Below are 26,738 nucleotides of genomic sequence, written 5' to 3'. Positions count from 1 at the left end.
AACCGTCTTACCGCGTCGATCTTGGAAAAATAAAGGGGTGAGCCTTACTTCACGGTGCCGTGGAAACCGGCTTTGTTCATGGAAGCAATCAGGTCGGCCTCGGTGAACTCACCTTTCACAGTGAAAGACTTGGCCTTGTTCTGAATGTCGTATTCTTTGACGCCAGGCACCGCCTTAACAGCATCCGTCATCGCGTTCACACACTTCTGGCAGCAGAGATGAGCACCCGTGACGGTGACATCCGTCAGTTTCTTTTCCGTTTTAGGGGCGCTAGCTGTTTCAGCGGTCTCTGAAGGCGTGCCGTAGTAACCGGCCTCCATGATGGCTTCGACCGCCTTTTTAGCCCCCATCTTGGTCTTCGCCACCACGGTGACGGTTTTGCCCTCAGCCGTCACGGTCACGTCCTTGACGCTGGTGCCAGCTTTGACGATGCCGTTGGTGCAGCTTTTGCAGCAGTTATGCACGCCTTCCAGCGTAACGGTGGTTTCCGCATGGATGAATCCGGCGGTGAAAAGGACAAGTGAGGCAAGGAGGGCTGTGGGTTTCATATGGGCAGTTAAAACGGACTCCCTTAGAGACGCAGGGCTCACGCTGTTTCTTTGTGAAAAAAATCTCCTGTAACCCCATAAGATGGAGGGAGTATCAAAACGCGGGAGATTCTGGGCTTGTTCCCTGCAATCTGGCCGCTCAACTCGATCTCCAAACCAACATCCAACATCTGACTCGGTTTAATCAAATCATGAACGCATTGCGACTTTGTCTTTTGGGCTCCTTCCTGAGCGCTTTGACGGCTGTGGCGGCTCCCCTGCCCGCAAAACTGGCGGGCGGCTATCAAGCCTTGCTTTACACCGGCGCCGGTGACACGGGGTCGCCCACCGGGCTACTGACCCTGACGGTCACCACCAAAGGCGGATTCTCTGGGAAGCTGACCAGCTCGGAAAACAAGGTCTATGGCGTTAAAGGCACCCTCGACTACACCGCTGCGGAGGCTCCAGAGGCAGAGGAACCGATCGGAACCGCGAGCACCCTCCCCGCGACCATTTCCATCGTGAGAAAAGGAACCACGTCCTTGGATGTGGTCCTCATGATTGAGAACTTTGGGGACGATGCCGAACCTGTTCTGACGGTGAAAGTCAAGGAGTCAGGGGACGATGTAGCTCTCACTGACAACGGCTTCCGCGTCAAAACCTATGCGAAGGGAGAGACCGTGCCGACCCTGGGCTCCTACACCACAGCATTGGAATTGACCGCTGATCCAGATGAAGACGAGCCTACCGGTTCAGGATTTGCGACAGGAGCGATTGATGCCAAAGGCAACTTCAAACTCGCGGGCAAGCTGAGCGATGGCACAGCTTTCTCGGCTTCCCTGCCCAATGGTGCCGCCAATCAATTTGTGCTTTTTGCGAACCCTTACAAGCGTGCCAACAGCTTCCTGGCCGGAAAAATCAAACTCACTCAGCGCAGTGATCTCCGTTATCACATGTTACCGGCTCAAACCGGTTATGATTTCCAGTGGAAAAAAGACCCGGGAGTTAAGGACAAAGCCTTTCGCACTGGTTTTGGCCCCTTGAATTTAGTCGCCTCCGTGGAACGCTGGATTGCACCCGCGAAAGGCCAAACGGTGGGCTCGGTGCTGGATCTAGGGGTTGAAAAGCTCTTCAACTTTGCGCTGGATGACACCTTGAACACGACCACGTATTCGAGATTCTTCCCCACAAAGCTAGGCATCACCGTCAAAAATACTCTTCGTGTGGGTGAAGGCGGCAGTGGCAGCCCGGCAGCTCAAGATGAGAAAGCTTGGGCAAAGATCTTTGTCGGCAAGGTCGACCCGAAGACGGGCAAAGTCACCGCCACGATCAATATCGAAGATACCGTCTCTGGAAAGATTGTGAAACGTCGCATCACCTTCGAAGGCGTGATGCTCCAGATCGAATCCAGCAACGACGCTCCACTCTGCTACGGCTTTTTCACGGTCCCTAACTTAGACAAGACTTTGCCAGCCATCTTTGGTGCCTATGGATTCACCGGGCCGATTACAGATGACCAAATTTACGTTATTGCTGGAGCAACCGCAGGCACTTATACCGTCTTATTAAACGGCACATTGAATTCCGATGTCACCAAAGGCTTCCCATCGAAGGCCCCAAAGTTTCCCGTGACGTCTGTTCCATTAAACCGTTCAGGACAGGTTACCGCAACACTTACGATTTCCAGTGATTTGCGCACAATGACCTTCAATGGCACGACCATCAGTCTACTCGTCTATCCATCGCCGGCCGAATCCATCATTGTTTACTCAAACCTCTACACCTCCCCCATGAATCGCCTGACAGTGGAGATTCAGCGAAGCTTGACAACGGGACAGATCATCGGGGTCTATGCGGATTATAACCAAACCAAATATCCGAATGTTTTGTGGGCAACTTACACTTCCTACAACATCACCAAGAAATAAATAAAGCCCCGGTGATTTCCCCTGGCAGAAACTGCCAGGGGTTTTTTATTTTAACGCTACTTCCCTGCCACCATGAAGCCACGTCCCACGGCCGTGTCTTGATAGGCTCCAGGCACAAAGCCCACCTCACTGAGAAGCTCCGCATACTCACCCACGCTGTAGCATTTCCCCTGCGTGGAATGCATGAGCAGGCAGGAATACTCCGCCACATGCAGAGGGCCGGTTTTTTCAGCATTGATGAAGGCATCGTGGATGATCAGCAGCCCACCTGCTGGAAGTGCGGCATAGGAGACCTCCAGCAGCTTTTTCACCTCCGCCGTGCCCCAGTCATGCAGCACGTTGGAGTAGAGGTGGACATCGCAATCCGTCGGCAAACCATCGAACATGTTGCCCGTCGTCACGCTGACACGCTCCGCACAACCGCGCTCGGCAATGAGCTTACCTGCGATGCGATCCACCGGAGCTTGATCGAAGACCACGGCGCGGAGATGCGTGTGCTCGGCGGCGATGGAGCAGGCGTAGATGCCGGACCCTGCGCCGATGTCCAGCAGTTTGGATCGGCCCGTCAGGTCCAGTTTTTTAGCCAGAGCCTGCGCGAGGTAACGCCCTCGACAATCCATGGCCGCCGTGAATTTGCGGGCAAAGTCTTCCTGCTCCATGGCCTTGTGCCAGTCGAACGATGCCTTATCACCCGACCAGCCTGCGGGTTTATCCGTGCGCAGCACCTGAAGGAAATCCCGCGCAATCGGGCGCTCGTGCAGCGAGGCGTAATAAGGACCGAGGAACCACTCCGACGACGCCACCAGATACTCCAGTGCCACTTCGGTCAGATGAAACACACCGTCCACACTACGCACCCAGCCATTGGCGGCAAACAGCGTCATCATCACATCCGCTGGCCGCGAGTGAAAGCCATATTGGGCGCAAATCTGATCCAAGGTCGAGGGATGAGCCGCCAGCCACGAAAAGAAATCCAACTCCAGGGCTGCCGTCACCAAATCCACGGCATAGAGGCCATCACGGTAACGATAAATGCCCAGCGGGTCGGTGGCAGGAAAAGCGGTCAGGTCGGTCATGCACAAGACCATGGAAGAACTTAGCTGCGTATGCTAGAAAAGAAATCAAACTGAAATCCCCCTGCCCCCCATGACTCCTATCCTTTATGTGAAAACCGGCTGCCCGTGGTGCGACGATGTGATCGACTACCTCAATGAGCACGGCATCACCTTTAAAAAAGTTGTCGTTAGCGGTAACCCCTCCGCGATGAAAGACATGGTCGAACTGTCCGGCCAATCCAAAGCCCCGACCATGGATTGGGATGGTGACGTTCTGGCCGACTTCGGAGTGGAGGAGTTGATTCCCTTCCTCAAAGCCCGGCAAGCGATCTAGGGCGCGCTCTTGGATGTGGTCGCAGCATTCTTTTCGCGGCTTCCCGCCATTTGAAAATGGCGAGCAAGAACTTCGAAGGCACCCTCTAGGGAATCCGTGCTGCCTTCATGCAGTTGCGGGCTAGAGTGCCCGCATCACTTCTGTGGGCATCACTTGTTCGGCAGATACTCGGGACGCTGCCCCAGCACTTCGAGCAACTGAGAGGTAAACTGGGCTGCACCGGTCTTATCCAGGTGATACCCATCAGGAAAACGCTCCGGCGGATACTGGAGAGATGCACCTGTATCCACGACAGACATCTGGGCCTGCTTCACGGCTTTCTCCACACACTCAGGCAGTTCATAGGTCTCCGTCATGGGGATAGCCACGACGATGACGCGCGTCTTCCCTGCTTGGAAGGTCTTCAGGAGCGATTCGAACAAATGGCAGGTCGGTGCAGCTTCGTGATGGGCATCTGCGGTTTCTCCCTCAGATGCAGGCGTGACGTGCTCCCGATGGACGCTCAGGGTCTGGGTGGTCTCGGTATAACCAGGAATGCCGTTGTAAAAGAGCAGCGGCTCCACCCGTGCCCGATGCGCGAAAAGCATGGATGCCCGCGCCACCAGCGCCTTAGAGATGGCCTCCACGTCTCCTTGCTGCTCCTTCAGCAGCAACGGCATGTCTTTCAGACTGGTATAAAAAGCCGCTTGGCGATCCGGCTCGGAGCGACCGTCCAAAAGGTGGGGGCGGCCCGTGCCCAAAATCACCAGATCTGGATGCGCCCCGGTCTGAGCAAAGTAGCGCCGGTAGCCATAGAACCACTGACCGATGTTACTGGCATCTGGATGCATGGCCGCGAGATGCACGGGGCGGCCGGTCAGCTTCTCCAGGCCCGTTTTGAGCAGAGCCTTATCCAGACCATCGCGGGAGAGCGAGTTGCCCAAGATCAGGACCTTGAGCTGATTGGCAGGCGCCGCCTTCAGCTCCGCCGCGACGGCAGGCAGAGAGCGGATGTGGCTGACGTCCTTGGAGAGCTTCGTTTCAAACATTCGGGCCCCGCCCTCTAGCACCACCAGAGCGAGCACGAGGACCAGCAGGACCTTGGTTTCAGCATGACGTAGCAATGACATGACGGTGGGATGGGTTTAGAAGCGGAAGTAGATGAACTCCGCCGGCACCGGCGGAGGGAAGAAGAGCATCATCAGCGTGAGATAAACATAGAGAGCCGCCCGCCAAACCCAGGGGGTCTTCAACAGGGCATAATCATCCTTCCGCCGCTCCACCCAGGCCTCATACACCAGCCAGGGCAGCAGGAAGAAACCGATGAGAGAAAGGCTGGTCTGCGCATAGGCCGTCCAGCTCCAGTCGGAGCCGAGGCGGAGCATCAGGCCCCAAGCCTGCGCGAAGGTCTCGGCCCGGAACACCAACCACGTCAGACAGACGAGGTGGAAGGTCACCAGCCACTTCACCAGCACGAGGCCCACCGAATCAGGCGCATCTTTCCTGCGGCCCCCGCCCAGCGCACGATGCACCGCCAGCCACAGACCATGAATGCCGCCCCACACCACGAACGTCCACGCCGCCCCATGCCACAGACCACCTAACAACATGGTCAGCATGAGATTCCGATATGTCATCAGCGAACCCTGACGATTTCCGCCGAGGGGGATGTAGAGGTAATCGCGCAACCACGTGGACAGACTGATGTGCCAGCGCTGCCAGAAATCCTGCGGGCTGATGGCGAAGTAGGGGCGGCGGAAATTCACCGCGAGGTCAAAACCCAGCCAGCAGGCCGTGCCACAGGCGATGGAGCTGTAACCAGCGAAGTCCCCGTAAATCTGAAAGGCAAAGGCATACACCCCCAGCAGCACCTCCAACCCACCGAGCGACTCGGGTGATGAGGAAAACACATGCCCCGCCAGCCACGCCATGTTATCCGCCACCACCACTTTTAGAAACAGACCGCTCATCACCAGATACAGCCCTTCTTTAAAACGGGCGGCATCACAAGGCGGGCGCGGTTTTCCCATCTGTGGCAACAGCAGCGTGGAGCGGTTGATCGGCCCGGCCACGAGCTGTGGGAAGAAGGAGATGAACAGCGCAAACTCCACGAAACTCCGGCACACCGGGGTATCCCGCCGATACACATCGATCGTGTAACTCAGCGCGTGGAAGGTGAAAAAGGAGATCCCCGCCGGCAGCATCAGGTGCAGCACCCATGGCGTGTCGATCACGCCAAAGCTCTGCAACAAGGCCGAGAGCTCATGGGTGAAGAAACCGAGATACTTAAAGATCCCCAGTACGATGAGACTGATGACGATGCTCCAACCGATCCAAAACTTCCGATGCCGTTCATCCTCAGAGGCCGCGATCTTGATACCCGCATGGTAATTCAGCACCGTGCAGAAGAGGATGAGTGAAAGGAACCGCCAATCGAAACAGCCGTAGAAGAAGTAGCTGGCTGCCAGCAACCAGCGGTTTTGCCCAGCCAGACGCAGGCGGCTGTAAATCAGCACCACCAGACCAAAGAAAAGCCAGAATCCGAAGCTATTGAACCACATGACGAATCGGGAGAGTGGGCAAAATGCCTGCGCGTCCTTGCATCGGGTTCAGCCTCGAATCAACCGACATTCAGGTGCGTTTTAAACCCGCACTCCGAGATTGATTTCAGCACCCTTGGTAAATTCACCTCAGCGGCGCGACCAACGTCGCTTTTTCATTTCCGCAGCCCTCTCGTTCGCACGTCGGGCTCGGGCTTCACGTCGGGCCGCCATGATCCAACTCTGGCGGATGAGCAGCATGACCAGCGCCAGCATGAAGCAGGCATTCGCGGCCCAATCCCACGCCACCGCCTCCGGCAGCCCTGTGACCACTTCAGTGACCTGTTGGTGAATCTGGGCCGTGCTGGTGGGTTGAGGATTCTCCAGGACCATCTGGTCCACCGCCGCCTTGACCACGACATACCGTTTCACTTTCAAACACACCCCCACGATCATGAGGAACAGAGCATAGAGGCCGAGGGGATAACGACGAGCGGTTGGCATCGGCTTATTTTTGAATGTCTCGTGCCGGATGGCCAGCGCAAATGCGCCTAAGGGGGTGGCTCGGGCTTTTTCCTCAGTTGCCTACGCCGCCGGGCGCGCTATGCATCCCGCCCCATGAAGATCCTGGTTACTGGCAAAGGCGGCCGTGAACACGCCCTCATCACCGCATTGAGCGAATCTCCGCAGAAGCATGAACTGTATGCCTATCCGGGCAGCGATGCCATTGCCAGCCTCGCCACCTGCGTCAGCGCAGCCGGTCTGCCAGAGTTGATCCAGTGGATGAAGGACAACGCGGTGGATCTCTGCGTGGCGGGTGAAGAAGCCTGGCTCGTTAAAGATCGTGGCCTAGCCAATCTGTGTGCTGAAGCCGGTCTGCCCTGCTGGGGCCCCTATAAAGAAGCAGCCCAGCTCGAAGCCTCCAAAGTTTTCGCCAAGCTCTTTCTCCAGCGTCATGGCATCCCGACCGCAGATTTCACCGTGGCAAAAACAGCCGAAGAAGCCAAGGCTGCGCTGACCGAGTTCCCCATCGTGCTGAAGTTCGATGGCCTCGCCGCAGGCAAAGGCGTGGCGGTTTGCCCGAATCGTGAAGAGGCCGAGGCCTTCATTGAAGATGTGCTGAGCAAGCGCGTCTTCGGTGCGGGAGATCTGCTCATCGAGAAATGCCTCACCGGCCCTGAGATCAGCATCTTTGTCTCCGTGTGTGATGATCAGTATCAGATCCTCATGCCCGCCCGTGACTACAAGCGCATCCGCGACAACGACGAAGGCCCGAACACCGGTGGCATGGGTGCGGTCGCCAGCCGTCAGCTTGCCCCAGCCGAGCTTCTGGCCCGGATCGAGGAAGAGATGGTGAAACCCACCGTGGCAGGTCTGCAAAAAGATGGTCTGAAATACCGTGGCTTCCTTTACTTCGGCATCATGCTCACGCCAACGGGCCCACAGATGCTGGAATACAATTGCCGCTTTGGTGATCCTGAGGCCGAAGCTGTCATGCCCATGGTGCGGGGCGACTTTGCCAACTACGTCTTTGAAGCGGCTAAGGGCAGCCTAAAGCCCGAGCTCATCGAGTTTGCGGAAGGCTGGAGCATCTGTCTCATCTCCGCCTCTGCCGGTTATCCCGCCTCCTCTCGCAGCGGTGATGTGATCTCAGGCCTAGAGAATGTGATCGATGCCCGGGTCTATCACTGCGGCACGCGCAAAAATGCGGAGGGTCAATTTGAGACGAATGGTGGCCGTGTGCTCGCTGTCGTGGCTCAAGGCACGACCCGTCAAGAAGCCCGCGATAAAGCCTATGCCGAGTCCAAGAAGGTCACCTTCGACGGCTTGCAGCGCCGCAGCGACATCGCGACCCTGCATTTTGATTGAGATAACCCTTACGAAATCGGTACCCCTGCCCGAACGGGCCAGATCCTGATCCTGTCAAGAAGTCAGGATAGTATCGGGTATTGACCAAGCGATAGGTCCGCCGGTCAATACCTTTTCATGACGCCTTAAGCCTCAGCAATCCCGCCCCCCTCCAGAGGGCGGCGAACGAGGAGGCTGGCGTTTTCGTGTCAGCACGAAACCAACGACAGCCACGGTGATGGCAGTGAAGGCCAGCAGCATACCGCCGCGTTGATGGATGTTCACATCCTCCGTTTTTTGAGCTTCCGGAGATGGGCTCGTCTCAGCATTTAATTTCCACACTCCAGAAAGGTGGAGAAAAATGCAGAAAATAACCCAAGCCAAACTGCGAAATAGGATCATGACTCAACACGAAATAGAGCGCGTCAAGATTGCAAGTAAGAATACTGCACAGATTCTATTCTTTCGAGCAAACAAGGCGGTGAATTACCCAGGTAAATCGCGCATTTTGCCAAAAAAAAGCGCCTTCAACTCAAAGTTGGCACATCCAGCCCCCGCCCTCTGCTGCGATGTCTTGGCTTCCTGAAGCTAAAACTCCTTCATTCCGATTTTGTCTCGGCATCGAATAAAAAAAGCTTCGTCACCATCCCAAGAGATCGGCTTGTCTCTCGTGATGCGCTTTGGTAAATCCTTGTCTGCGGTATGAAACACTTTCTCTGGTTCCCCCTCGCCCTTTTGCTCATGCCAACCTCCACCCCTGCCCAAGATGCTGACGCACTCGTCAAGAAGGTGGAGACTCTCAGCCGGGAGGGAAATCACCGGGAGGCTGCTGATCTAGCGAAGAAGACCCTCTTCACCCCCGAGGGCACCGCCCCCCTCTTGAAGGTCGCGGTGGATGCCCTCGCCAGCCTCAGTGCCGGTCAAGAGCAGGAGCAAGTCATCGAGGACGCAGTGAAAGCTCATGCGAAAAACTGGGCCATGCTCCTCCAAGCGGGGCAGGATTATCAGCGTCTGCCCCAGTATGGCACGCTCATCGATGGCGAGTATCAGCGAGGGCAGCACAACTACCGCGCTGGGGGGCGCTATGTCTCCACCAGCCTTCGTGACGAGGTGCGGGCGCTGCAACTCCTGGAACAAGCCTGGCTGACCCTGCCTAACCAAGCAGATGACAAAGGTAAGGAAGAAGTCTTAACCGCTCTGGAGCACGTGCTTGCTACCGGTCGCTACGGGGTGCAGCCTGCCTGGGCACTCCAGCATCTCACCGATCTCTCCACCCTGCCCGGCTACGATGATGAAAGCGGCCTGGATAGCGACGGCAATGGCTACCCCGTGGATGCAGAGGGCAACCCCATTTACTTCCACGCTCCCGCCTCGTGGAGAGAGGCTACGAGCGATGGAGAACGCCTGATGTTTGTCCGCTCCGCCCTGAGCCAACTCGGCCCGCAGCAGGCATTACAAGCCCGCATGAAACAGGCGGCTTTGGCCAAGCAGTGGTTCTCGGTGCAAACCCTGGCCGGTTACGGTTTCCAACCCAATGCGGATGAAGAAGCCGGTGATCGGCAGAATGGCATCGCGGCCCTGCACACGCTGAAGGATGATGAAACCACGGCCAAGCTGGCCACCGGTCCGAAGCGCTGGACGCTGCCACTCGAGTGGTCGTTCATCAAACTGTATCAGGCCCTGGCTGAAGATAGCGAGGTGCCGGCTTTGGAACGCGTCATTGCCTGGAGTGAGCTCGCGGATGAGTGGCAGGATCGCCGCCAGTACCCGCGTGCGGCGGAGGCCCTGAAGCGGGCGATTGCCCTGGAGACACGAGCTGACTACAAAAAGGGGCTGGAAAATCGGCTGGATCAGATCCTCGGTCACTGGGGTCGGTTTGAGCCGCAGGAGCCTCAGGCAGCAGGCAAGGAGGCCAAGCTCTCCCTGCTCTTCCGCAATGCCACGAAGATCAGCCTCACCGCTCGCAAGGTGAATGTGGCTAAACTCCTCGCTGACACCGAAGCTTATCTGCGCAGCAATCCTCAAGATGGAGATTGGCGAAAGAGCAATGTCTCCGGTATCGGCGAGCGGCTCATTCAACAAGAAGGTGAGAAGTATCTCGGCCCCATCACCGCCACCTGGGAGCAAGAACTGAAACCTCGCGCGAATCATTGGGATCGTCGAGTGGAGGTCGCCACACCGCTGAAGGAAGCCGGAGCCTGGCTGGTGGAGGGCACCTTTGAAGGCGGACGCCAAACCCGTGCGCTGCTGTGGCTGGAGAGCCTCGTCATCGTAAAGACCCAGCAAGGAACGGCGACTCATTACTTCATCGCCGATGCCGTGACGGGAGCCCCTGTGCCCGAGGCCACCGTGCGCTTCTTTGGCTATCGTGAAGAATGGAGTGATCGAAGAAACAATCAGCGCCCAGTCCGGGTCTATCAATTTAAGGACTTCCAGCGTCGCTCCGATGCGCAAGGGCAGGTCATCGTCAAAGCGAGTGACATCCCCGAGAATCATCAGTGGCTCATCACCGCCACGGCTGTTGAGGGCAAGCTCGCCTATCTCGGTGCTGAGCGGTTTTACTTCACAGGCGATGATTTCGACCGTGACCCATTTGCAGAGGACACGAGGCTCTACACGATCACCGACCGCCCCGTCTATCGCCCCGCGCAGGAGGTGAAGTGGAAGGCCTGGGCTCGGAAAGTGGGTTACGATTCCAAGTTCAATACCAATGCTTATCGTGGGGCCAAAATCCGCGTCACCATCACGGACCCACGCGGCGAGAAGATCCATGAGCAGGACTACAAGGCCGATGAATCCGGGGCCATTGATGATGTGCTGGTTTTGACCGAAGAGGCCACGCTCGGGGCCTATGCGATCAGCCTGGAGCATGTGCGTCTGATCGGCGGCAATGAGCACCTCGGCCAGCACAGCTTCCGCGTGGAAGAATACAAGAAGCCGGAGTTTGAAGTGCAGGTGGATGCGCCCAGCACACCCGTGGCGCTGGGTGATAGCTTCGAGGCCAAGGTGAAGGCGGACTACTACTTCGGCGGGCCCGTGAAACAGGGGAAAGTGAAGTATAAGGTGCAGCGCAGTGCCCACACGGATCGTTGGTTCCCCATCGGCCCCTGGGACTGGCTCTTTGGCAAAGGCTACGGCTGGCGCGCTACCTACTATTCCTGGTATCCCGGATCGGAACGCTGGTGCTTCTGCATTCCTCGTTATCCCTGGGTGCGCTGGAACAGTGATCCACCGGAACTCGTGGCTGAAGGCGAGTCGCCCCTGAATGCCGATGGCACCTTCACGATCAAGATTGATACCACCCTGGCCAAGGAACTGCATGGTAATGAAGACCATCGTTATGAGATCGAGGCGGAAGTCACCGATGCCTCCCGCCGCACCATCTTTGGCAAAGGCAGCGTGCTGGCCGCACGGCGTCCCTTCGAGGTCTATGTGTCCCCGAATCGCGGCTACTATCAGGCCGGTGAAGAGGGCGAAATCCAAGTGCATGCCCGCACGCTGGACGGTCGCGATGTCAAAGCCACCGGCAGCCTAACCATCTATCGCATCACCTACGATGCCGCAGGCAAACCCACTGAGGAGGCCGTGCATACCGCCGCCCTTTCCCTGCCCGATCCCTCCGGTTCGGGGCAAAAGCTGCGTCTCTCCTTCCCCAAAGGCGGGCAGTATCGAGCTGCGGCTAAGCTGAAGGATGAAGCGGGCCACGAGATCGAAGGCGTGACCTTCCTCACCGTGCGCGGTCAGGGTTTCGACGAAGGTAAAGACTTCCGCTTCGATGATCTGGAACTGCTGGTGCAGAAGGATGAGTATGCCCCCGGTGACGAGGTGGAAATCACCGTGAACACGAATCGCCCCGGCAGCACCGTGGCGTTGTTTCTGCGCCCGCAGAACAGTGTTTACCAGCGACCGGTTTGGCTCAAGCTAGAAGGTAAGAGCACCACCTACCGCTTCAAACTTGAAGAGAAGGATCAGCCCAACATTTTCATCGAGGCCTACACCGTCGCCGAGGCCCGAGTGCATCAGGTCACGCGTCAGATCCTGGTGCCACCGAGCAAGCGCATCGCCAGTGTCGAACTCACCCCTGACAGCACCACCTACCTGCCTGGCCAAGGCTCCAAGGTGAAGGTGAAAGTGCGAGATCAAAACGGCGAACCCTTCACTGGCAAGGTCGTGCTGACGGCCTATGACAAAGCCCTGGAATACATCTCCGGCGGCAGCAATCAGGAAGACATCCGCCCCTTCTTCTGGGGCTGGAAACGCAGCCACTATCCTCAAGTCACCGACTCCCTGCATGCCCTGGAAACCGGCCTGCAAAAACAAGGCGAGGCGTGGATGAACACCTTGGGAGCGTTTGGCGGTAGTGTGGCGGATGAGTCTGCTGGAGATCCTTTTGCGAGTGGTGCAGTCATGAGAGCAGGTTCGGCCAGCGGAGTAACTTACACGACCATGAAGATGGCACCGGGGGCTCCCGCCCCAGCCCCGATGGCTGAGATGGCTGCACCAAGTCCGGTTGCAGGTGTCGCCGCAGTGGCCATGGAAGCCGACGCCGCAGGCGCAAGCGAAGAAGGCCCGCAGCCGATGATCCGCAGCAACCTCGCCGACAGCGCGGTGTGGATCGCCGACTTCACCACGGATGCCCAGGGTGAGGGCGAATTTCATTTCAACCTGCCGGAAAACCTCACCACCTGGAAGCTGCGCTCCTGGGTGATGGGCAGCGAAACGCAAGTTGGTGAAGCCAGTGTGGAGGTCATCACTCGCAAGAACCTCATGGTCCGCCTGCAAGCCCCGCGCTTCTTCGTGGAGAAGGATGAGGTGGTCATCTCAGCCAACGTGCATAACGAAATGGATGTCGAGCAAAGCGTGAAGGCCGTGCTGGAACTCGAAGGCGGCGTGCTGGCGTTTGGAGCCCCGGCTTCAGCCGGAACTGAACCGCCTCAAGGCGGTGCTCCAAGCTTGGCCCTCGCCCCCGTCACCATCCCCGCCCATGGCGAGCATCGGTTTGACTGGCGTGTCAAAGTCACCGGCGAAGGCGAGCCCAAGATCCGCGTCAAAGCCCTGGCTCAAAAGGACAGCGATGCCATGGAAATGACCTTCCCGGCTTACACCCACGGCATCCTCAAGACTGATGCCTGGAGTCTCGCCATCCGCCCGACTGAAGCCAGCGGCACGATCAAGCTACGTGTGCCTGCCGAGCGTAAGCCCGAGCAATCCCGCCTGGAGATCCGCTACTCCCCCACCCTGGCCATGGCTCTGGTGGATGCCCTGCCCTATCTGGCGGATTACCCCTATGGCTGCACCGAGCAGACGCTCAATCGCTTTGTGCCTACCGTTCTCACCCTGGGTCTGCTCAAGGATCTGAAGGTGAACCTCAAGGACATCAAAGACAAGCGCACCAACCTCAACGCGCAGGAAATTGGCAAGCCGGAGGATCGCGCGAAACGCTGGCAGAACGATCCGAAAAAGAACGCGGTCTTTGACGAAGACGCAGTCAAGAAGATGGCCAAGACCGGACTGGCTCGCCTGCAAGCCATGCAGAACGATGACGGCGGCTGGGGCTGGTTCCCAGGTGGCCGTGAGTCTTCCCCGCACATCACCGCTGTGGTGCTGCATGGTCTGATCTCCGCCGCACGAACTGGTCTGGACATCAATGACGGCCTCGTCAATGAAGGCATGGAGTGGCTCAAGCAACATGAAGCTCAGGAACTGAATCGTCTGCGCCTAGACCCCAAAGAGAAGAACCATAAAGCCGCACCCGACAATCTGGACGCCCTCATCCACAGCGTGCTGATGGGGCATAAGATGGGTGAGAAGGAGATGCGGGATCGGCTTTATGAAAACCGCGCCAAACTCTCCCGCTACAATCTCGCCCTGCTCGGCCTCTCCTGTGATGCCGCAGGCGAAACTGAACGGCGCGATATGTGCCTGCGCAATCTGAAGCAGTTCCTCAAGCAGGACGATGAAAACCAGACCGCCTATCTGGATCTGCCGCAGGGCGGTTGGTGGTGGTATTGGTATGAAGATCAGATCGAGACCCAGGCCGCTTTCCTGCGCCTGCTCGTGGCTGCAGAGCCCAAGGGTGAACTGGCCCCACGCATTGCCAAATACTTGCTCAACAATCGCCGCAACGGCACCTACTGGAACAGCACCAAGGACACCGCCGCCGTCATCGAGGCCCTGGCCGCCTATGTGAAAGCCAGCGGCGAATCCAAGCCTAACCAAACGGTGGAAATCCTGCTGGATGGCAAGTCGCTGAAGAAGGTCGAGATCACCCGCGAGAACCTCTTCACCTTCGATGGCACCTTGGTGCTGGAAGGCGATGAACTCACCACCGGTGAGCACACCCTGGAGCTGCGTAAGCTGGGTGAATCCCCGCTCTATGCCAATGCCTACCTCACCGTCTTCAGTCAGGAAGATCCCATCCCTGCCGCCGGCCTGGAAGTGAAAGCCCGCCGCAAGTTCTACAAGCTCATCGAGGAGAAACAGGACCAGCAAGTGGCTGGAGCACGCGGTCAGGTGGTCACTCAGCAGGGCCTGAAATATCGTCGCGAGGAAATCGCCAGCGATAGCCCCATCAAGAGTGGTGACCTCATCGAAGTGGAGCTGAGCATCGACAGCAAGAACGACTATGAGTATGTGCTCATCGAAGACCTGAAACCCGCCGGTTTTGAACCCATCGAAGTTCAGAGCGGTTGGAGCTACGAAGGCCTCACCTCCTACAAGGAATACCGCGATGAAAAAGTGGCCTTCTTTGCCGAGCGCCTGCCTCGCGGCACCCATAACCTCAGCTACCGTGTGAAAGCCGAGATCCCCGGTCGCTTCAGCGCCCTGCCCACGAAAGTCGAGGCCATGTATGCCCCCGAACTCAAAGGCAACGCCGTGGGATGTAAGGCTTTGCTCGTGGAGTTAGGGTTTCAAAAGTGATGCGGCCACTCCTGGCCGCAGTCGCAGGCCGAGCGACGTGCCTCGTCTTCAGACGACCTCGAAGTCGTGGAGAGCCTATCTTCAGGGCTTGATGTGGATAAGAATCTCGCTTGGACTTCCTTGCGGCCAAGAGTGATGCGGCCACTCCTGGCCGCAGTCGCAGGCCGAACGACATGCCTCGTCTTCAGACGACCTCGAAGTCGTGGAGAGCCTATCTTCAGGGCTTGATGTGGATAAGAATCTCGCTTGGACCTCCATGCGGCCAAAAGTGATGCGGCCACTCCTGGCCGCAGTCGCAGGCCGAACGACATGCCTCGTCTTCAGACGACCTCGAAGTCGTGGAGAGCCTATCTTCAGGGCTGGATGTGGATAGGAAGCTCGCTTGGACTTCCTTGCGGCCAAAAGTGATGCGGCCACTCCTGCCCGCAGTCGCAGGCCGAGCGGACGTGCCTCGTCTTCAGACGACCTCGAAGTCGTGGAGAGCCTATCTTCAGGGCTGGATGTGGATAAGAATCTCGCTTGGACTTCCTTGCGGCCAAAAGTGATGCGGCCACTCCTGCCCGCAGTCGCAGGCTGAACGACATGCCTCGTCTTCTGACGACCTCGAAGTCCTGGAGAGCCCATCTTCAGGGCTGGATGTGGATAAGAAGCTCGCTTGGACCTCCATGCGGCCAAGAGTGATGCGGCCACTCCTGGCCGCAGTCGCAGGCCTATCTTCAGGGCTTGATGTGGATAGGGATCTCGCTTGGACTTCCTTGCGGCCAAGAGTGACCGCATCACTATCACGGGCCCGCGGTCGCATCGTGAGGGATCACACCTGAAAGCTACAGGTTAGCTCCAGGAAACCCACAGCTTTTCTCAGCTTAAGCAAACCAAAGCTAAACAAAACCAATCAGAATCAGAAACATAAACAGAAACAATCCCCCTTACCCCCAAGGGTGAGGAGAGGGTGAATCCAGTTCAGCTCGCTCCCGACTAACCAAAAGTCAAACAAACGAATCAATTCGTTTGACATCTCGGCGAGTGATTCACCCAGGTTCCGCATGGGAATCGAATGCAAATCAGCAAGAACGTTTGGCGAGGCGAAAGCACGCAGCTCCGTAGCCTCCCTGCCCCGACTCCAGCACACGGTCTGCACTGTCCCTAACGACAGATTCGCGATGACTCCCCAGGGCTCCAATCCCGCCGGAGACGGCTGCGTGAACAGGTCTCACGCAACCGAGGAATCTGAATCGCTCAAAGGTTCATCCCAAGGCCGAGGATCAATTCTCGGCCTTGTAGCTCGGATAGCGATCCTTCAGGCTCTTGCGGAAATCGCCCGCTTTCTCCGCCTGACCGGCTTTTTCGAGAGCTTTTGCCGCCTTGTCCATGGCCTCAGGAGTCACTTCACCATCGTCAAAAAACTGCGCCGGATACATGAACTTGCCCGCCGCCGCTTTGTATTTCTCCAAAGCGCCGCTGGCATCGCCTGCTTTCTCCAGCTCGTTTCCGGCGGCCATGGCAATGTCGCCTTCCAAAATCAGCAAGAGCGCCTGGGGTTTGCCATCCTTGGCGAAGCCCAACCCTTCCTGAGCCACTTTCTCGGCTTCTTGGATTTTACCCAGACCGAGCAAGGCCCGTCCTTTGGTCATGAGACCGCGAGCTTTGACCGCGCTTTCAGGGGTCACTTTCAGGAAATGATCGATAGCTTTGATGCTGGCCTCGTAGTCCTTGGTTTCCAGGAAGGCCATGCCGAGGTAGTTCCAGACGCGGGGGTCTGTGTTCTCAGGGGCATCGGGCGTGGTGGCCAGGCTGAGATACTTCGTGGACCGAGCATACAGCTTCATGTCATAGAGCTTGAGGCCTAACCAGGAGACCACGTTGGGCGGGATGACGGCGTTCTCATTGGCCTTGCGATAGTTATCGATCGCCTGAGACAGGCCATCCACATTCTGCTGAGCGTAGTGGGCCAGCATCAGCATCTGGCTGGCACGATCCAGATTGGCGGTCTTATCCACCTCGATGGCCTTTTCCAGAGCCGGGACAGCTTTTTCCCAGTCCTTCAGATCAAAGTAACCCCGCCCGATGCCATACCAGGCCTGGCCTGCGGCTTGGCTGCGTGGATACTTCTTCACCAGCATTTCAAAGGCGGCGATCATGGCCTTCGAATCCCGCTGCTCCATAGCGATAAGGCCGAGCTGAAGGTAGGCCACCTCAGCGGCATCCGAGTTGGTGTACTCCTTCACCACCCGCTGGAAGTCTGCCACCGCTTTGACGATGTCTTTGGCCGAGCGATAGGCCAGCCCCCGACGAGCCAAGGCTTTCGCGGTGAACTCATGCGCGGGGAATTGAGCTAAGAACTGACTGAAGGCGCTGATGGCATCCTGATGGCGTCCGGCCTCCGCCAGGGCCCAGCCTTTGTTGAAGAGGGTGCCGGGCTGCAGCTTCACGGGCAGTTTATCGATCTGCACGTCACTGTAGCTGTTGGCCGCGTTGGCATAATCGCCTTTGTTAAAATAGAAGTCCGCACGGATCAGGCGCGCCAGGTTGAGAAACTCATGCTGAGCGCGATCTTGCAAATGCTTCTGGATGAACGCAGCGGCAAACTCGCCCAGGTCCTTGTCATCAAGCAGGTAAAAGCAATACAGCTTCCAGTAACCGGCCTCGAAGGCTTGATCGGAACCGGGGTAGCCTTGTTCGATCATCAGATAGACCTCCACCGCCCGGGCATAGGCCTTCTTCATGCGGTAGGCATTGCCCACCAGCAGCAGCATCTTCGGCCGTGTCTCGCCCTCAGGCAGCACACCGGAGTTGCGATTGTAGTTATCGATCACGCCGTCGTAATTCCCCTTGGCAAACAGGGCCTGCACCACGCCGACCAAGGCGATGCCACGGTTGAGCGGAGAGGTTTCCGGAATGGCGAGCGCCCGTTCAAAGAGCGGGATTGCTTCATCGGGCTTGCCCGTCTCCGCCAGCAGCACGGCGGCTTTAACACTGGCCTCGGACAGCACGGCGTTGTCCTTGCTCTCCTTGAGCAAGTCTTGGAACAAAGGCAGAGCTTCCGCCTTCTTATCCTGCGCCAGAAGAACGGTGCCCAGGGTCAAAAGGGCGGCTTCGCGATAAGGGTTGTCCGTCTTTGTGGAGATGACCGTTTGCAAAGCGGCGACCTGACGTGCGGTATCTCCGAGCATCTGATAAGCCCGGGCCTTGTTGTAAGAGGCGGCCAGCCTGACCTGAGGCAGGGTGCTCTTCGTCTCGCAGAAAGCAAACTGGCGGGCCGATTCCTCAAAGTCTTTGGCATTGAAGCGCATGGCTCCGAGACGATAGGCCGCCGAGGGTGCGCCCTCGGAGTTCGGATAGCGGCTGACCACTTCCTGGTAATAGGTCTCCGCCACCTTGAGCTGGTTCTGCTTCATGTAGCACTCGGCGATGCGGAACAGCGCCAGCGGCACCTGGGAGCCGGAGGGATAATTTTGCAGATACTCACCAAAGGACTGCACAGCGATGGCATACTCGCCCCGCTCATAGACCATGCTGGCGTAGTCGAAGAGATCCTGGTCCGGGCCTTTGGGCTTGGGCGGAGCGGGGGGCACTTCATTGGGATTCACCGGGATGGCCCGGGGGATCGGCTTCTGGACTTCTTCGTCCTCCACAGGCACGGCACGAGGCACGGCTTGCCCGATGGCGGAAGTGACGACCCCGAGCAGGGAGACGGCGACAATGAGGGACAGATCAGGACGGCGCATCTCAGTTCTTCGGGGCTTCTGTTTCGGGCTTACGCGTGGCAAAGGCGATGTTCCAGATGCCGGCCTTCTGACAGGTATTGAGCACATTGATCACGTATTTATAATCGGCCACTTCATCCCCACGCAGAATGACGGCTTGGTCCTTGTAGATCGAGGCGATGTTCCGCAGCTTCACCAGCAGTTCTTCTTCCGTGATCTGCTGTCCGTTGACGATGATTTCACCTTCCGTTTTGATGTTGATGATGATCTCCCCGACATTGCGGGATTCCTTCTCCTGGCCTTCATCGGCCGCCGGCACGCTGATGTCCATGACCTGCTCGTTCTTCGCATAGTGCGAGGTCACGGCAAAGAAGATCACCAGCAGGAACAGCACATCCACCAGCGGCGCGAGCTGCATGGGCGTGGGCTCAATGGAATGCTGTTTGCGAAAGTTCATGAGGATTCAGTCGGCAAAAGCATTGTTATTCCCCGACACGACCGGAGGTGGCAGCGCGGGCGGCCCGCTTATACTGCACGGCCAGAAGGGCCATGAGGTGGGTGGTGGCGGCTTCCATCTCCGAGATCAGGCGGTTCACCTTACCCCGGAAGATGGCGTAGAAAATCAGCGCCGGGATACCGATGACCAGACCGGAGGCCGTGCACAGCAGCGCCTCAGACACCCCTTGGGCCAGACCGAGCTGATTGGAGCCGCCGTATTCCTTACCGGAAATGGCGTGGAAGGTGGTGATCATCCCCAGCGTGGTGCCCAGCAGGCCCAGCATCGGAGCCACGGCGCCCACATCCCCGAGATAGGCGATGCGTGCCAACAGCAGGCTGGATTGGCGATTTCCCTCCGCCTCGGTCACTTCTTTGACTTCCTCAAAGCTCGCGGTCGGGTTCCGGGTGGCGAAGTCCAGGGTCTTCGCCGTGATGCGGGCGATGCACTCATTGCGGCGATTGCACACCGCCAGCAGGCCCAGGTAATCTTGCTTGCGGATCAGCGCGTCAGCCGAGTTCATGAAGGCATCACTGACCACTGTGCCCTGACGCACCGTGACAGTGAAGAGCACGATCAGGAAGGCGGTGACCATGGAGAGCACGATGAGGGGGTAAGCCATCACCCCCGTGCTCTTGATGAAGCCCTCCAGGGTCAGCGCTTGGCCAAAGGGATTGTCCTCTGCGCCAGCGGGAGCCTCCGTCACCACTCCGCTCGGAGTCGCGGTTTCTGTAGGGCTAACAGTCTGGGCTTGAACCACCGGAGCGATCCATGACATCAAGCAGGTCAGGAGGGTTAAAACGAAAAAAGTGGGGCGATGCATGGGCGGTGGACAGTAGGCACGAGGGTGAAGGATGCAAGAGTCGAGGCTAAAGCTGGAGCTTTCGGCGCAGAATACAGGCAAAAAAACTGCCAGTTTATCCCGAATTTGGCTTTTCCATAAAGAAAGTCTCAGCTTCCATTCTCCTATGAGCTTTTCCAGAATTGCTTTCACAGTTACCGCCTTTTTTCTGACAACCAGCGCTCTGACGCACGCTGAGGAAGGAAAATTCACCGCCAGCCCCGGACTCCAACTCTACAGCCTGCGCTCTCAGTTCAAGCTGAAGGGCGTGTCCCGCACCCTCGATACGGTTAAATCCTTCGGCATTCAGCTCGTCGAACTGGCTGGCACCCACGAGATGCCGATCCCCGAATTTAAAAAGGAATTGGAAAGCCGTGGCCTGAAGGCCGTCAGCGCCCACTATCCCTACAAACGCTGGCAGACCGAGCCGGATGCCGTCGCCCAAGAGGCCAAGGAACTGGGCCTGGAGTATGCCGGATGTGCCTGGGCCGATCACAAGAGCCCCATGGACGAAGCCCAGGCGCGGGAGATCGCCGCCACCTTCAACCAAGCCGGTGCTGCCCTGGCCAAGGTCGGCATCAAGTTCTTCTACCATCTGCATGGCTTTGAGTATCAACCCTGGAAAAAGGGGGAAACGCTGGCGGATCTGATCATTCAGGAAACCAACCCCGAGCAGGTGAAATTCCAGATGGATACCCTCTGGGTCGTGTTTCCCGGGCAAGACCCCGTCAAGCTGCTGGAGAAATACCCCAACCGCTGGGACCTGATGCACCTCAAAGACCTGAAACAAGGTGTGGCCACAGGCAGCCTGAGCGGCCAAACGGATGTGAACAATGACGTCACGCTCGGCACCGGCCAAATGAACTGGGCCGCAATCCTGGCGACCGCGCAAAAGGTGGGCGTGAAGTATTACTTCATCGAAGACGAAAGCTCCTCGTCCGAAAGCCAGATCCCCAAGAGCGTAAAATTCCTCCAGAGCATCCGCTGGTGAGGGCTTTAGTCACAATGGGCTAACGAGATCAGGCACTTTGACACAGCCACTCCAGCCCTCCGGAGACGATTTCAATTCAAGCGCTGTGCTATAAGAAACTGTCATCTTTCCATTCGCCATCGCAGTCAGTCAGCTTTAAATCACCCTCGAACTTATCTTCTGCCCATGAACGAGCCTAACCTCCCTAATCCTGGCCTCGGCGGCACGACCGCTAACGATCCCTTTCAGGCCGCTAAAGCCAGCGCCATGAAAGCCGCTGAAGAACTCCGCGCCGCTGCTGCTCAAAAAGCCGCTGAACTCCGCGATGCCGCGGAAAGCCGGGCTCAACAGCTCAAAAGCGCTGCGGAACAAAAAGCCGCTGCCCTGAAGACTGAACTCACCGACAAAGCCAGCGACATCCGCCACTATGCGGATGATGCCCTGGAGCATGCTCGTGACACCTGCCAAAACTTCGTGGACGAAGCGGAAAAGATGGCTCGTGAAAAGCCTCGCCAGGCCCTCATCACCGCCTTTGGCATCGGCCTCGTGGTCGGGCTGATTCTCCGCCGTTAAAATTTCCGGACCGACTGCCAGCCCATGATGGATATCGAGGTCTCCCGGGTCAGATCCTTGCTGCGTGCTCTGGCGCTTTATGCGGAGGCACGCGGCCACTTATTCCAGATCGAGGCCCGCGAGGCCGGGGTCAAACTCAGTGAGATCTTGGTCCTGGTGGCCGTCCTCATTGGCTGCCTGCTCTTTGGCTGGATGCTCGCCCTACCCGCCTTGGTGTGGGTCGTCGCAGAAACTCAGGGCTTACCCTGGTGGAAGGTGGCGCTGTGGACGGCAGGCGGTCACTTGTTGTTTGCTTTTATCTTCTTCATCTCGCTCAAAGTCCGCCTGAAAAAGCTGCGTGTCTTTGAGGAGACCTTCCATCAATTCCGGCGTGACCGCGAATGGATCGGTAACAATCCACACGACTCATGACCGCTAAACAGCAGGCCATCAAAGACCTGGAACGGGCCAGAACTCTACTCGGTGCCCACCTCCACCTCGCGACGGAGGACCTGAACCCGAAGGTGATGATCAGCCGCTCCGTGCGTGAACATCCTTGGATTTGGGTGGGAGCAGCGGCATTAGGCGGCCTTTTATTGGTCCGCAGTCTCATGCCTTCTCCTCGCAGTAAGATTGAGCGTGACAACTTGGGCGCTTCCGCTACAAAAGGCGGCCTTATTGCGCTAATTCTGTCTCCTGTGCTTGGCATGGTGCGGCAGGAGGCGTGGAAATATGGCCGCCATTTTCTTCAAAATTACCTGACCCAACATCTCTCTCAGCACGAGGGTGAACGCCCGCGTGCGTGATCACCCTTCTCATGTCCGACCAAGCCGCCCCCCAAGATCTAGTGCCCGTGCTGGGCCACGTGGATGATTATCTGCGTTTCTGCATGCAGTATGAGGCCTCCGACCTCCACCTCGCCACGGCAGCCCAGCCCATTTGGAGACGCTTCGGCAATCTGACCCCCATCTGGGGCAATGCCGTGGCAATGACCCCCGAGGATACCCGCCGCCTCGCCTACAGCTTCCTCACGGAAAAACAGATCCATGAGCTGGAAACCCGGGGTGATGTGGACTTTGCCTACTCCCCGGAGTTTGGCCGCTTTCGTGCCTCCGTCGTCCAGCAGCGTCTGGGCATCGACATCACCTTCCGCATCATCAGCACGAACATCCGCTCCGTAGAGCAGCTCGGCCTGCCGGATACCGTCCGCACCCTCATCCGCTATCACAACGGCCTCGTGCTGGTGACCGGTCCCGTGGGTTGCGGTAAATCCACCACCCTGGCCGCGTTGGTGGATGAGATTAACAAAGAGCGTCAAGACCACATCATCACGCTGGAAGACCCCATCGAATACGTGATCGAGCCCAAAGGCTGCCACGTGAACCAGCGTGAAGTGGGCACCCACACCGACTCCTTCGCCGCCGCTCTCCGTGGTGCTCTCCGTGAAGACCCAGATGTGATCATGGTCGGTGAAATGCGCGACCTGGAGACCATCTCCCTGGCCATCACCGCTGCGGAAACCGGTCACTTGGTGCTCGGCACCCTGCACACCGGTAACTCCGCCCGCACCCTGGACCGTGTCCTGGACGTGTTCCCGCCCGATCAACGTGACCAGATCCGCATCATGGTGTCGGAATCTCTGCGTGGCATCATCTCCCAGCAGTTGGTGCCTAAAACGGATGGCAATGGCCGTGCGATGGCTCTGGAATTGCTCGTCAATACCCCGGCCACCGCCGCCTGTATCCGCGATGGTAAAACCTACATGCTCAATGGCGTGATGCAGACCGGTAAAAATGTGGGCATGATCACGATGGATGATTCCCTGCGGAGCCTCTACTCCAAAGGCCTCATCAGCCGTGAAGAATGTGAATCCCGCGCGGAAGACAAGCAGCAGATGCGCGCCTTCTTCAACTCCTGAGGCACCCCCATCCGTCCCACCCTTTCAATCCTTTTTGTTACGCCATGCCCATCATTGACAATCTCTTCCAGCAACTGATCGACCTGGGAGGTTCTGACCTTCACCTCAGCCAAGGCCAGCCGCCTAAAGTGCGTGTCCACGGCAGCATCAAGCCCATCTCCAGTGAGATCCTCACGGAGACCACCATGGAAACCATGATGCGTGAGATCTGCGAGCCTCGCGCCTGGGATCGCTACATCGAAAAAGGTGACCTCGACTTCGCCTATGAGATGGATGCCGAGCACCGCTTCCGCTGTAACTACCTGCGCCAGCAGCACGGCTTCGGTGCCGTCTTCCGTATCATTCCGACCAAGATCGCCAGCCTGGAGCAGCTCGGCATCCCACCGGTGGTAAAAGAGTTCGGCCACATGCGCAGCGGTCTCGTCCTGGTCACCGGCCCCACCGGTTCCGGTAAGTCCACCACGCTGGCCGCCCTGCTGGATTACATCAACACCAACTTCCGCCGCCACATCATCACCGTCGAGGAGCCGATCGAGTTCGTGCACAAGAACAAGAAGAGCATCATCACCCAGCGTGAAGTGCCCATCCAGACTCCGACCTTCGCCGATGGTCTGCGTGCCGCTCTCCGTCAGGATGCCGACATCGTGCTGGTGGGGGAAATGCGTGACCTTGAAACCATCTCTCTGGCCCTCACGGCTGCGGAGACCGGTCTCTTGGTCTTCGGCACCCTGCACACCAACAACGCCCGTAAAACCGTTGACCGTATCATCGACGTATTCCCTGCCGATCAGCAGAGCCAGGTGCGCACCATGCTTGCCGCCTCGCTCAAAGGCGTGGTCGCCCAGCTTCTCATGAAGAAGGCCGATGGCAAAGGCCGTGCCGCCGTGAACGAGATCATGATCTCCACCCCGGCTGTCGGCGCCATCATCCGTGAAGGCGCCACCCAGAAGCTCTACGACGTCATCATCGGCGGTAAGGCCCAGGGCATGCAGTTCATGGACGACTCCATCTGGCAAAAACTGCGCGATGGTTATGTGAGCCCGATGGAGGCCTACATGAAAGCCATCGACAAAGGCCGCTTCAAAGCCTTCCTGCCCCCTGAAGAGCAAGCCATCGCCAATGCCGGCGGCGGTGAATCGAAGAAGTAAAAGTCTAACAACGGGTGTGGCTGAAAGGTCACACCCGTTTTGGTTTCAAAGAGGCGCGAGCTGACTTTCTAAGGCCGATCTGCCAGACAATTCAGCATCTCCAGGGTGAAGCTTGTCATAGACCATCGTGCGATACGGTTGCCTTATCCTTTGTGGCCGTAAAGCATCATTGGATCGAGTTTCCTTTTCATATCGGTTTAAAGCCTGCTTGCCTTCATCCCGTCATGTCCTCCGCCACCGCTACGCTGCTGCAGGCCCAGGTTTACTGGCAGATGCTGAAACATCGCGTCGCCGAAGGGCTGGAGACGAATCGCCTGCTGCTGCTCACCATCGGCTCCTTTCTCGGGCTTTACTGCGTAGCGGCGTATGTGCTGGTATCACGCGGTTTAGAGTTCGTCAGCCGCATGCCGCTGTTTGGCCCGTTGCTGCTGGAGCGGCTGGTTTATCTGCTGTTCTTTTTCTTCTTCGTCATGCTGGTCATCTCCAATGCCACCATCACTGGCATGGGCATGTTTCGCCGAAAGGATATGGACTGGCAGGTGGCCCTCCCCATCCCCTATCGCAGTCTGGTGATCTGGAAGACGCTGGAGGGTATGGCGCTGGCGAGCTGGGGCCTGCTCGTGCTCAGTGCTCCCATCCTGGTGGCGCTGGGTCGGCTTTATGATGTGGGAGCCTCCTTTTATTTGTTCGGTGCCCCGGCCCTGCTCTGCCTCGTCACCATCTCGGCCAATCTCTCCTCCTGGGTGCTGCTCATTCTGGTGAAGCATGCCAAACGCTGGTGGTGGCGTCCCATCGCCCTCTTCGGGGTCTGGCTGCTAGGCGTCTCCATCTACCGCTTTCTTTCCACGGGAGAGCCGGAGGAACTGCAGGGGAATGACATCGTCTCCAGCCTGCACAGTGTCTTAAAGCACACGGAGATCTGCATGCATCCGCTGCTGCCCAGTTCCTGGGTCGCGGAGGTCATCTTCGCCTCCGGGCGCGGCCTCACCGCTCAGGCGCTGTTTTTCAGCTCTGCCCTGCTGGCCAATGCTCTCTTTGCCCTCACCATCACCGCCCTCCTCGGCGGCAGGCTCTTTTATCCCGCCTGGCAGCGGGTGATGAGTGCCGTACCCCTCGCCCTGGCGCCATCGACCCTAGAGCTGTGGTTTCACCATCCTGAGCGCTTCCTGAAACGGAGCTGGAGCGCCCGTATCTGGGGTCTGAACCGACCGGAATACGCCGCGATCCTGAAGGACGTCCGCACCTTTCTGCGCGAGCCGACTCAATGGGGGCAGAGCTTGCTCATCTTTGGCCTGCTGCTCATGTATACCTCGAACTTGAGGCGCCTGGGCTACGACCTTCAGAGTCCGTTTTGGGTGATGGTGATCAGCCACCTGAATCTCCTCGTCTGCTGCCTCGCCCTCTCCACCCTCACCACCCGCTTCATCTTCCCCCAGTTCAGCATGGAGGGTCAGCGCCTCTGGATCATTGGCCTCTCCCCCCTGTCTCTGGAGCGGGTCCTCAGCCTCAAGCTCCGCCTTAGTGCCGGTGTCATGGGCCTCATGACCACCTGCCTCGTCTTCGTCTCCAGCCTCTCGCTTTCTCTCCCCTGGCAGCGCACCGTTTTCTTCTGCGCCGCGGTGCTCATGCAGAGTTATGGGCTCAATGCCCTGGCGCTCTCGCTTGGAGCCCTGCTGCCGAATTTCCGCGAGCCCAACCCCGCCCGCATCATCTCCGGCTTCGGCGGCACCCTGTGTCTCATCAGCAGCTTCCTTTATATCCTGTTCAGCGCCTCTGCCCTGGCCCTGCCTGAGGCCCTACGCTGGAAGGCCCAAGTCGCCGGAGCTCCCCCATCATCAACCCTTATCCTCATGCAAGACCTCTCTGCCCTGGGGGCGGTGCTGTTCTTTTCCCTGATTTTTGGGGGAATTCCGTATGGATTGGCGAAAAAGCGCACGAAAAGTCTAGATTATTTAAAAGAGCTGTAATATTACTGGG

Annotated in this window: 19 protein-coding genes; 11 read left to right on the top strand and 8 right to left on the bottom strand. The window is 58.0% G+C overall.

The window, feature by feature from the left end; translation table 11 throughout:
• Positions 1 to 44: 44 nt before the first annotated feature.
• Positions 45 to 548, bottom strand: coding sequence for a cation transporter (locus B5D61_RS17905; RefSeq protein ID WP_078814801.1), 504 nt, complete (start codon positions 546 to 548; stop codon positions 45 to 47).
• A 191-nt stretch (positions 549 to 739) separates the two neighbouring features.
• Between B5D61_RS17905 and B5D61_RS17900 the strand changes: the two genes are divergently transcribed.
• Positions 740 to 2,455 carry a hypothetical protein gene (locus tag B5D61_RS17900; protein ID WP_139373342.1) on the top strand — a complete coding sequence of 572 codons (1,716 nt, stop codon included), beginning with the start codon at positions 740 to 742 and terminating at the stop codon, positions 2,453 to 2,455.
• Between the two features lie 56 nt (positions 2,456 to 2,511).
• Here the strand turns inward: B5D61_RS17900 and B5D61_RS17895 are convergent, their stop codons facing one another.
• The gene (locus B5D61_RS17895) at positions 2,512 to 3,531 is read right to left on the bottom strand and encodes a methyltransferase (RefSeq protein WP_217699011.1); all 1,020 of its coding nucleotides are present in this window, start codon (positions 3,529 to 3,531) and stop codon (positions 2,512 to 2,514) included.
• Positions 3,532 to 3,601: 70 nt separating this feature from the next.
• Between B5D61_RS17895 and B5D61_RS17890 the strand changes: the two genes are divergently transcribed.
• On the top strand, positions 3,602 to 3,844 hold the full coding sequence (locus tag B5D61_RS17890) for a glutaredoxin family protein (protein WP_078814798.1): 243 nt from the start codon (positions 3,602 to 3,604) through the stop codon (positions 3,842 to 3,844).
• Between the two features lie 149 nt (positions 3,845 to 3,993).
• Here the strand turns inward: B5D61_RS17890 and B5D61_RS17885 are convergent, their stop codons facing one another.
• From B5D61_RS17885 to B5D61_RS17875, 3 genes are all read right to left on the bottom strand, one after another.
• A complete protein-coding gene (locus B5D61_RS17885) occupies positions 3,994 to 4,953 on the bottom strand; it encodes a hypothetical protein (RefSeq protein ID WP_078814797.1) in 960 nt (319 codons plus the stop codon).
• A gap of 15 nt (positions 4,954 to 4,968) precedes the next feature.
• Positions 4,969 to 6,384 carry an MBOAT family O-acyltransferase gene (locus B5D61_RS17880; RefSeq protein ID WP_078814796.1) on the bottom strand — a complete coding sequence of 472 codons (1,416 nt, stop codon included), beginning with the start codon at positions 6,382 to 6,384 and terminating at the stop codon, positions 4,969 to 4,971.
• Between the two features lie 129 nt (positions 6,385 to 6,513).
• Complete coding sequence (locus B5D61_RS17875) at positions 6,514 to 6,867, bottom strand: hypothetical protein (protein ID WP_078814795.1); 354 nt, start codon at positions 6,865 to 6,867, stop codon at positions 6,514 to 6,516.
• A 114-nt stretch (positions 6,868 to 6,981) separates the two neighbouring features.
• On the opposite strand from B5D61_RS17875, the gene purD reads away from it, so the two are divergent.
• Both purD and B5D61_RS17860 read left to right on the top strand, forming a co-directional pair.
• Entirely contained in the window at positions 6,982 to 8,232 is a 1,251-nt protein-coding gene (gene purD / locus B5D61_RS17870) for a phosphoribosylamine--glycine ligase (RefSeq protein WP_078814794.1), read from the top strand.
• Positions 8,233 to 8,952: 720 nt separating this feature from the next.
• A complete protein-coding gene (locus tag B5D61_RS17860; protein ID WP_176159510.1) occupies positions 8,953 to 15,132 on the top strand; it encodes an alpha-2-macroglobulin family protein in 6,180 nt (2,059 codons plus the stop codon).
• A gap of 1,262 nt (positions 15,133 to 16,394) precedes the next feature.
• Here B5D61_RS17860 and B5D61_RS17850 read toward each other — a convergent pair.
• From B5D61_RS17850 to B5D61_RS17840, 3 genes are read right to left on the bottom strand one after another with little or no spacing between them, the layout of a single operon-like run.
• The gene (locus tag B5D61_RS17850; RefSeq protein WP_176159509.1) at positions 16,395 to 18,857 is read right to left on the bottom strand and encodes a tetratricopeptide repeat protein; all 2,463 of its coding nucleotides are present in this window, start codon (positions 18,855 to 18,857) and stop codon (positions 16,395 to 16,397) included.
• 1 nt (position 18,858) lies between these two features.
• Positions 18,859 to 19,293, bottom strand: a complete 435-nt coding sequence (locus B5D61_RS17845) for an ExbD/TolR family protein (protein WP_078814789.1) — start codon at positions 19,291 to 19,293, stop codon at positions 18,859 to 18,861.
• A gap of 25 nt (positions 19,294 to 19,318) precedes the next feature.
• Positions 19,319 to 20,155: a MotA/TolQ/ExbB proton channel family protein gene (locus B5D61_RS17840; protein WP_078814788.1), complete on the bottom strand. Its 837-nt coding sequence runs from the start codon at positions 20,153 to 20,155 to the stop codon at positions 19,319 to 19,321.
• A 145-nt stretch (positions 20,156 to 20,300) separates the two neighbouring features.
• On the opposite strand from B5D61_RS17840, the gene B5D61_RS17835 reads away from it, so the two are divergent.
• The 7 genes from B5D61_RS17835 (at position 20,301) to B5D61_RS17805 (ending at position 26,728) form a co-directional block, all read left to right on the top strand.
• A complete protein-coding gene (locus B5D61_RS17835; RefSeq protein ID WP_078814787.1) occupies positions 20,301 to 21,164 on the top strand; it encodes a sugar phosphate isomerase/epimerase family protein in 864 nt (287 codons plus the stop codon).
• A gap of 165 nt (positions 21,165 to 21,329) precedes the next feature.
• The gene (locus B5D61_RS17830; RefSeq protein WP_078814786.1) at positions 21,330 to 21,716 is read left to right on the top strand and encodes an ElaB/YgaM/YqjD family protein; all 387 of its coding nucleotides are present in this window, start codon (positions 21,330 to 21,332) and stop codon (positions 21,714 to 21,716) included.
• A gap of 24 nt (positions 21,717 to 21,740) precedes the next feature.
• Complete coding sequence (locus tag B5D61_RS17825) at positions 21,741 to 22,127, top strand: phage holin family protein (protein ID WP_078814785.1); 387 nt, start codon at positions 21,741 to 21,743, stop codon at positions 22,125 to 22,127.
• Positions 22,124 to 22,501: a hypothetical protein gene (locus B5D61_RS17820; protein ID WP_078814784.1), complete on the top strand. Its 378-nt coding sequence runs from the start codon at positions 22,124 to 22,126 to the stop codon at positions 22,499 to 22,501. Before B5D61_RS17825 ends, B5D61_RS17820 begins: the two co-directional genes overlap by 4 nt.
• Before the next feature lie 11 nt (positions 22,502 to 22,512).
• The gene (locus B5D61_RS17815) at positions 22,513 to 23,613 is read left to right on the top strand and encodes a type IV pilus twitching motility protein PilT (protein WP_078814827.1); all 1,101 of its coding nucleotides are present in this window, start codon (positions 22,513 to 22,515) and stop codon (positions 23,611 to 23,613) included.
• A 44-nt stretch (positions 23,614 to 23,657) separates the two neighbouring features.
• Complete coding sequence (locus B5D61_RS17810; protein WP_078814783.1) at positions 23,658 to 24,761, top strand: type IV pilus twitching motility protein PilT; 1,104 nt, start codon at positions 23,658 to 23,660, stop codon at positions 24,759 to 24,761.
• A 224-nt stretch (positions 24,762 to 24,985) separates the two neighbouring features.
• Positions 24,986 to 26,728, top strand: a complete 1,743-nt coding sequence (locus tag B5D61_RS17805; RefSeq protein ID WP_078814782.1) for a putative ABC transporter permease subunit — start codon at positions 24,986 to 24,988, stop codon at positions 26,726 to 26,728.
• Positions 26,729 to 26,738: the final 10 nt, after the last annotated feature.

This window comes from Prosthecobacter debontii, assembly GCF_900167535.1.
Classification (GTDB): Bacteria; Verrucomicrobiota; Verrucomicrobiia; order Verrucomicrobiales; family Verrucomicrobiaceae; genus Prosthecobacter; species Prosthecobacter debontii.
This window is presented reverse-complemented; position numbering and strand designations above follow the sequence as displayed.